Consider the following 7,281-nt stretch of genomic DNA (forward strand, 5'->3'; position numbering starts at 1 on the left):
CGTCGCGTAGTGACAACGGAAACGGACAGAATGCTATCGCTTCACCGCTGAGCAGTAATGCTCAGCAGTGTTCAGCGTAAATGTATCAGCCACACCGACCGATTCCTAAGCAAAGCGGTGGTGCCAAAGGGTGATGGCGATGGCCAGGGCATCGGCAGCATCGTCGGGGCGGGGCAGGCTGGGCAGATTGAGCTCGCGGGCCACGGCGGCTTGCACGGCCTGTTTGTCAGCGCGCCCGTAGCCCGTCAGGCTTTGCTTCACCTGGGCAGGGGTGAACTCCACCGGCACCAGATGATACTGGGCCAGGACGAGTAGGATCACCCCCCGCGCCTGGGCGATGGGGATGGTGTTGCCCATTTTGTAGAAGAAGAGCTTTTCCAACCCCACCTGATGGGGCTGAAACTGGCGCAGCAGCTCCTTTAGATCCTCGTAGAGGGTTTGCAGCCGTTCCGGGATTGATTGCTCCCCAGGGGTGCTGATGACTCCGTAGTCCAGGGAGCGAAGTCCGCCGGCACCTGCCAGGATGCAGCCAAAACCCACCGTCCCCAACCCCGGGTCGAGGCCGAGGATACGCTGCTCAGGGGTGGGGTCTGAGGACTCCGTCCCGCTGACGCGAGAGGACTCCGTCCCGCTGACGCGATCAGGCAGGGGGTCTCTCCTTGCCGGCAGAGGCGTCCGGCGTGGCATGGTCGGTGTACAAATAGGTCAACCCCGAGATCAGAGTGAGGGCCACCGCCACCCAAAAACAGGGGATCCCGATAGGCCAGTTCAGGATCAGCAGGGCGATGGCCAGGATTTGGGCGACCGTCTTGGCTTTGCCCCAGAGATTGGCGCCGCGGATTTGGCTTTGGTTGGCCCGCCAGCCGGCGATGGCCAGCTCTCGCCCCACCAACAAAAACACTCCCCAAGCGGGGATCCGCCCCAGCTCCAGCAGGCTCAGCAGCGGGGCCAGCACCAGCAGCTTGTCCACCAGGGGATCCAGAACCTTGCCCACATCGGTCACCAGCCCATAGCGGCGGGCCAAGTGGCCGTCCAGCCAATCAGTTGCCGCCGCCAGCAAAAACGCCCAGAAAGCCAGCCCTTGCCCCAGCGGGGATCCCAGGCCCAGCCCCAGCAGAATCAAAGGGATCCCTCCAAGGCGCAGCAAGGTGATGGCGGTGGGCAGGTTGAGCCACGCCGGCTTGGGAACTAGGACTGGGCTGGTAGGGTTCACCTCGACCTCCTTGACGACCTCGACTACCGATAGCGGCCTAAGCGCTCGGTGAGCAGGCGGTAAAACTCCTCGGCATCCACCCCAAAAGCTACCTGCACATTGGCGGGGCGGCCACTCAGCCCCCAGCGATCCACCACCGTCCGGCCCAGATTGAGGGGGCTAGCCGTCTCCACCTCCACGTAGCAGGGCTTGAGCTCGAACAACTGCGGCTGCAGCAGGTAGGCGACTACACAGGGATCGTGCAGCGGCCCCCCCGGCAGGCCGTAGCGCCGGATGTCGAACTTGCCGTAGAAGGCGAGCATGTCGGCCACCGTCTGGCCTACTCGCGTGCCGAGGGCGCGGATCCGCTCGATCCGCTCCGGCGTACTGAGGACTTGCTGGGTAACGTTCAGGCCCAGCATCACCACCTCGGGGATCCCGGCGCTGAGCACGATCTGAGCAGCATGGGGATCGGTGAAGATGTTGAACTCGGCGGCCGGGGTGGTGTTTCCCTCAAAGGCAGATCCCCCCATGAACACCAGACGTCGGATGCGCTCCACGATGCGGGGCTGCTGCACCAGGGCTACTGCCAAGTTGGTCATCGGGCCCAGCAGCGCCAGGGTAACCGGCTCCTGCGCCGCCATCAAGGTCTCGATCAGGTACTGCACGGCGTGCAGGGATCCCAGCGGCATCTGGGGCTCCGGCAAGTTGGCCCCGTCGATCCCGCTTTTGCCGTGCACCTCTTCGGCAGTCTGCAGCGGGCGCAACAGCGGGCGGGGACAGCCGGCATAGACTGCCATCTGCGGGCAGCCGGCCAGCTCGCAGATCTGCCGGGCGTTGCGGCTGGTTTTTTCCACAGAGACATTGCCGGCCACCGTGGTAATGCCCAGCACCTCTAGCTCCGGCGAAGCCATCGCCAGGAGCAGGGCCACCGCGTCGTCTTGGCCGGGGTCGCAATCGATGATCAGGGGCACCATAGGGCTCCCAGAGGCCTTTCACCCCTAGTGTAGGCGGCAATGGCACGCTCTCTTTGAGTCTCCCTTGGCTGACTCTGAAGGCCAAGGCAGATTCCGGTCAGGTTTAAGAAGATTTAAGATTTAAGATCGAAGGCGGTTCTTATCGTTTTCTATCCTTATTGAAGCCCGACACCCACCCACTGCACATCAGCCTTTTGCTCGACTGGGAGCCGCCTGCTGGAGAGCCGCTGGCGGCAGAGGCTTTGTTGTCGCCAGAACGCTTTGTGGCTGAGGTCTTCCAGGATCCGGAAGCCTTTCTGGAGGCTCTGCGAGGGGAGGAAAACCATCCGGACTGCCTGGTGCTGCTGGTGGAAGCGACGCGGCTGGACAAGCTGGAGGCGTTGGGCTGTCAGCTTTGCAAGCAGGGACTGTTGCTGCCGACAGTGGTGGCCATTGTGTCGGAAGAGCTCAAACCGGAAGGCAGCGCCAGCCGCTCCGGCGAAGCGTCCTCCCCCCCTGTTCCTCCGGGGGCGAGAGCTCTGCTCAAGCGGGAGCGGTTTTTCTACCACAACGCCACTCTGGTTCGCCTCGTCTCGCCGTCAGAGCTGTTGCCGCCAAAGGGATCCCAGGCCACTCCTTCTGCTTCTCCCTTGGAGCTGCTGATCAACCGAGCCATTGCCCTGTTTCTCCAGATTTCCCCCACCTGCAGCCTGCCTGCAGCAAACCCTCACCCCAAGGATCAGCCCTACCTGCTCTACACGCACCAGCAGCAGCGGCGGCTGGCGGAAAAGCTGCGGGAACGCCTCGGCTACGCCGGCGTGTACTACCATCGGGATCCGGAGCTGTTCTACCGCCACCTGCCCCCCGACGAGCAGCAGGCCCTCATGCGGCGGCTGCGTAACCTTTACCAGGCTATTGTCCTGGAGTATTTTCAATCTCCTGAGACCGTCAATGCCCGCATCGACGAGCTGGTGGCCCTTGCCTTTTTTGCCGACATCGGCGCCGCCCAACTGTTGGAGCTGCACATGAACCTAATGGAGGATTTTGCCAAACAACTAAAACTGGAGGGTCGCAGCGAAGAGATCCTGCTGGATTACCGCCTCACTCTCATCGACGTGATGGCCCACCTGAGCGAAATGTACCGCCGCTCCATTCCCAAATCTGCCCCAAGGGATCCCTAGGTTATGTCCACTCGCAAAGCCTATGTCCTCAAGCTCTACGTGGCGGGCAATACCCCCAATTCTCTGCGCGCCCTCAGCACCTTGCAAGACATTCTGGAAAAAGAGTTCCGCGGCGTGTACAGCCTGAAAGTCATCGACGTCTTGAAAAATCCGCAACTGGCAGAGGAAGATAAGATCCTGGCAACACCGACCCTGGCCAAAATCCTGCCGCCGCCGGTGCGGAAGATTATCGGCGATCTGTCCAACCGAGAGAAGGTGCTCATCGGCCTAGATCTGCTCTACGAAGAATTGGACGAAGAGGCTTAGGACAGGTTTTAGGGGAGAGAGGGGCATGAACCAACCATTGGAACCTTCTGAGTCAGAAAAGCTGCAAGGTAACGCCGCGGAGGGGATCCCATCGACCTACTTCCTGGGCGGGCCCGAGCCGCGGGGGATCCCGAAAAAACAGACGGGTATCGAGGGTTTTGAAGACATCAGCCACGGCGGGCTGCCCCTGGGCCGCACCACCTTGGTCAGCGGTACCTCCGGCACCGGCAAAACTCTGTTTGCCCTGCAGTTTCTCTACAACGGCATTGTCAAGTATCAGGAGCCAGGGATCTTTGTTACTTTTGAGGAGACCCCTGCCGACATCATTCGCAACGCCGCCAGCTTCGGCTGGGATCTGCAGGCCCTCATCGACAAGGGGCAGCTCTTTATTCTGGATGCTTCGCCGGATCCGGAGGGCTACGAGGTAAGCGGCAATTTCGATTTGTCGGCCCTCATCGAGCGCATCCAATATGCCATTCGCAAATACAAAGCCAAGCGGGTGGCCATCGACTCGGTAACGGCCATCTTTCAGCAGTATGAGCCGGCGGGCGTGGTGCGGCGGGAGCTGTTTCGCCTGACAGCCCGCCTCAAGCAGGCCAACGTCACCACGGTCATGACCACCGAGCGCACTGAGGAGTACGGCCCCATCGCCCGCTATGGGGTGGAGGAGTTCGTCTCCGACAACGTGGTGATCCTGCGCAACATCCTGGAGGGGGAGAAGCGGCGGCGTACCATCGAGATCCTGAAGCTGCGGGGCACCACCCACATGAAGGGGGAATATCCCTTCACCATCACCAACGAGGGGATCAACATCTTCCCGCTGGGAGCGATGCAACTGACGCAGCGCTCTTCCAACGTGCGCGTCTCTTCCGGCATCGAGAAGCTGGACGAGATGTGCGGCGGTGGCTTTTTCAAAGACTCGATTATCTTGGCTACCGGCGCCACCGGCACAGGCAAGACCTCGCTGGTGAGCAAGTTCCTCGAGCGAGGCTGCCTAAATGGGGAGCGCTGCATCCTGTTTGCCTACGAAGAGTCGCGGGCCCAGCTTGCCCGCAATGCCTCTTCCTGGGGCATCGACTTTGAGGAGTTTGAGCGGCAAGGCCTCCTTAAGATCATCTGCGCCTACCCCGAGTCCGCCGGCCTGGAAGACCACCTGCAGAAGATCAAAACCGAGATGATGGCCTTCAAGCCCTCCCGCATGGCCATCGACTCGCTGTCGGCGCTGGCGCGGGGTGTGAGCCAAAATGCTTTTCGACAGTTTGTTATCGGCGTAACCGGCCTGGCCAAGCAGGAGGAGATCACCGGCTTTTTCACCAACACCACCGATCAATTCATGGGATCCCATTCCATTACCGAGTCGCACATCTCCACCATCACCGACACAATCATTCTGCTGCAGTATGTGGAGATTCGCGGCGAGATGGCACGGGCGCTCAACGTCTTTAAAATGCGGGGATCCTGGCATGACAAGGGCATCCGCGAGTACCTCATCTCGGATTCGGGGATTCAAATTCGCGATTCCTTCCGCGGCTACGAGCGGATTATCAGCGGATCCCCGACCCGCATCAATGTGGATGAGAAGAACGAGCTCTCTCGAATTGTGCAAAATGTCCAATCTTTGGACGAGTAGGGGCTTGGGCTTGACCGGCGCCAACTGCCCCTAACATTTTGCAACCATAGGTTTTTGGCTGCGTGCATCCGCCAGGGGCTCCTTTGTTCAGCGATCTTCCCGACTTTTTCCCTCAACCCAAGAGCAGCTCTTCTCCCACGCCCATCTCGGCCATCGGCGAGGCGGGGCTGTTGCAGATCGTGCAGCGCTACTGTCCTGCCCAGGTGGTGGGAGACGACGGGGCGGTGTTGCCCGCTCCTGAGGGGCAGTTGGTGGTGAGCACCGATGTCTTGGTGGAGGGGGTTCACTTTAGCGACGTGACAACCCCGGCCCACGCGGTGGGCTGGCGGGCGGTGGCGGCCAATCTCTCGGATCTGGCAGCGATGGGCTCCCGTCCGCGGGCGTTGGTGGTGGGCTTGGGCCTGCCGGGATCCACGCCGGTGGCTTGGGTAGAGGAGCTCTACGAAGGGATGCGGGCCTGCTGTGCCCGTTGGGGAGCAGAATTGGTGGGGGGGGATCTGTGTCGGTCGCCGCAGCGGTTTGTGGCGATCACGGCCCTGGGATCGGTGCAGCCGGGGCGGGCGATTGAGCGCAGACGGGCTCAGCCGGGCGATTGGCTGGTGGTCACAGGGCCCCACGGCGACGCGCGGGCCGGCCTGGAGCTGCTGCTCCATCCCGAACAGGGATCCTCAGCCACGGCAGCACAGCGGCAGCAGTTGATCAGAGCCCACCAATACCCGCGCCCGCGCTTGGATGTTCTGTCCCTTTTGGAAGCGCTCCCCGGTCCTCTGCGCCTGGCCGGCATGGACACCAGCGATGGCTTGGCGGACGCCCTGGTGCAGGTGTGCCAGAGCAGTGGGGTAGCGGCGCGGATCGCGGCGGAGCGGATCCCGATTTCGGTGGCTTTGCGCCAGGCGTTCCCGGCCCAAGCTTTGGAGTGGGCGCTTTATGGGGGCGAAGACTTTGAGCTGCTTCTCAGTGCCGAGGTGTCGGTGGCCAAGCATCTGTTGGAAAAGTTGCCAGGAGCCGCCTGGATTGGGGAAGTAACCGGCTGGGATCCGCAGGGGACGGTGCGGTTGCAGGACGGGCAAATCCTCAGCCGCCAGCAGGCCTTCCAGCACTTTTGAGCCTGTCTGAAAAACTCACTGGCCACCTAGGCCGCTCAAAACTGCCCAAAGTTGAAAACCAAGCTACTCGAGTCGGAAAGGAAACCGGAACTGGGATTGGGTAACCTGGAAGTGTAGAGAAAACCGCAAAAGGACAAACCTCGGCCCGAAAAGGCCGCGGGCACGTGCAGAACTTCGGAGAATTGGAGACTTCTGGATGAAAGCTATCTTAGCAGCAGCCGCGATCGGTTTGGCAGGGATCCCTCTGCTGGCCCCCTTGCCAGGAGAGGCCCAGCCGCTTTTCCAATTGGGTGCCTACCGCCTTGAGCAGGGGACGATTATTCCCGTCGGCAGCCTCAGCAGCGAAGGGCCGCAATACTTTTACCCCGACACCATCTACCCGCTGGAGGTGGCCGTCACGCAAAACATTTTCGACAACCAGGGGCGTTTGGTGATCCCGGCGGGCAGCCGCGTTTTTGGGCAAATGGAACCGGCACCGGGCGGATCCCGCTTTGTTGCCACCTCCATCGTCCTCGGCGGTCGCACCTATAGCCTGCAGGCCTCTTCCGGCATCCTCCACGACGAGAAGGATCCCCGCCAGTATTCGGCTGAGGCCATCGCCCAGGATGCAGCCATCGGGGCAGTCGCAGGCACCCTTTTGGGAGCCATCAGCGGCGGCGTCTCGGCGGGCAATGTTCTAGGCGGGGCAGTGGCTGGCGTGGTGGTGGGCAATGTAACCGCTCCCCAGGTGGTGGTGCTGCGCCCCGGCCAGTCGTTTAATCTGACTTTGGAAGCGCCGCTCACCCTGTAATCCCCGGCTTCTGTTCCAAGGCAGGGGTGGAGCATGACTCTAGTCAATGATATGCTGGACTATACTGAAAATAATGCCCAGTATGTTCAGTATGGCTGCTTGGTATGGCTAGGTATGTAA

The 7,281-nt window shown here is 61.5% G+C and carries 8 protein-coding genes; 5 read left to right on the plus strand and 3 right to left on the minus strand.

What is annotated here, in order from left to right:
* Positions 1 to 105: 105 nt before the first annotated feature.
* Genes ruvC through ACVW0R_RS13270 form a run of 3 tightly spaced genes read right to left on the minus strand, consistent with a single transcriptional unit; the run spans position 106 to position 2,169 of the window.
* Positions 106 to 687, minus strand: a complete 582-nt coding sequence (ruvC, locus tag ACVW0R_RS13260; RefSeq protein WP_414346959.1) for a crossover junction endodeoxyribonuclease RuvC — start codon at positions 685 to 687, stop codon at positions 106 to 108.
* Positions 641 to 1,213 (minus strand): CDP-diacylglycerol--glycerol-3-phosphate 3-phosphatidyltransferase, encoded by a 573-nt coding sequence (pgsA, locus tag ACVW0R_RS13265; protein ID WP_099813062.1) that lies wholly within the window; start codon positions 1,211 to 1,213, stop codon positions 641 to 643. Before pgsA ends, ruvC begins: the two co-directional genes overlap by 47 nt.
* Positions 1,214 to 1,236: 23 nt before the next feature.
* The gene (locus ACVW0R_RS13270) at positions 1,237 to 2,169 is read right to left on the minus strand and encodes a nucleoside hydrolase (RefSeq protein ID WP_011430725.1); all 933 of its coding nucleotides are present in this window, start codon (positions 2,167 to 2,169) and stop codon (positions 1,237 to 1,239) included.
* Between the two features lie 158 nt (positions 2,170 to 2,327).
* Here ACVW0R_RS13270 and ACVW0R_RS13275 point away from each other — a divergent pair, with 158 nt between their 5' ends.
* The 5 genes from ACVW0R_RS13275 (at position 2,328) to ACVW0R_RS13295 (ending at position 7,161) form a co-directional block, all read left to right on the plus strand.
* Positions 2,328 to 3,329, plus strand: coding sequence for a circadian clock protein KaiA (locus ACVW0R_RS13275; RefSeq protein ID WP_457502189.1), 1,002 nt, complete (start codon positions 2,328 to 2,330; stop codon positions 3,327 to 3,329).
* Between the two features lie 3 nt (positions 3,330 to 3,332).
* Positions 3,333 to 3,635, plus strand: a complete 303-nt coding sequence (gene kaiB, locus ACVW0R_RS13280; protein WP_011430723.1) for a circadian clock protein KaiB — start codon at positions 3,333 to 3,335, stop codon at positions 3,633 to 3,635.
* Between the two features lie 25 nt (positions 3,636 to 3,660).
* Entirely contained in the window at positions 3,661 to 5,265 is a 1,605-nt protein-coding gene (gene kaiC, locus ACVW0R_RS13285; protein WP_011430722.1) for a circadian clock protein KaiC, read from the plus strand.
* An 83-nt stretch (positions 5,266 to 5,348) separates the two neighbouring features.
* Entirely contained in the window at positions 5,349 to 6,371 is a 1,023-nt protein-coding gene (thiL, locus tag ACVW0R_RS13290) for a thiamine-phosphate kinase (RefSeq protein WP_011430721.1), read from the plus strand.
* A gap of 196 nt (positions 6,372 to 6,567) precedes the next feature.
* Positions 6,568 to 7,161: a hypothetical protein gene (locus tag ACVW0R_RS13295; protein ID WP_011430720.1), complete on the plus strand. Its 594-nt coding sequence runs from the start codon at positions 6,568 to 6,570 to the stop codon at positions 7,159 to 7,161.
* Positions 7,162 to 7,281: the final 120 nt, after the last annotated feature.

It is taken from the genome of Thermostichus sp. MS-CIW-15 (genome assembly GCF_054060575.1).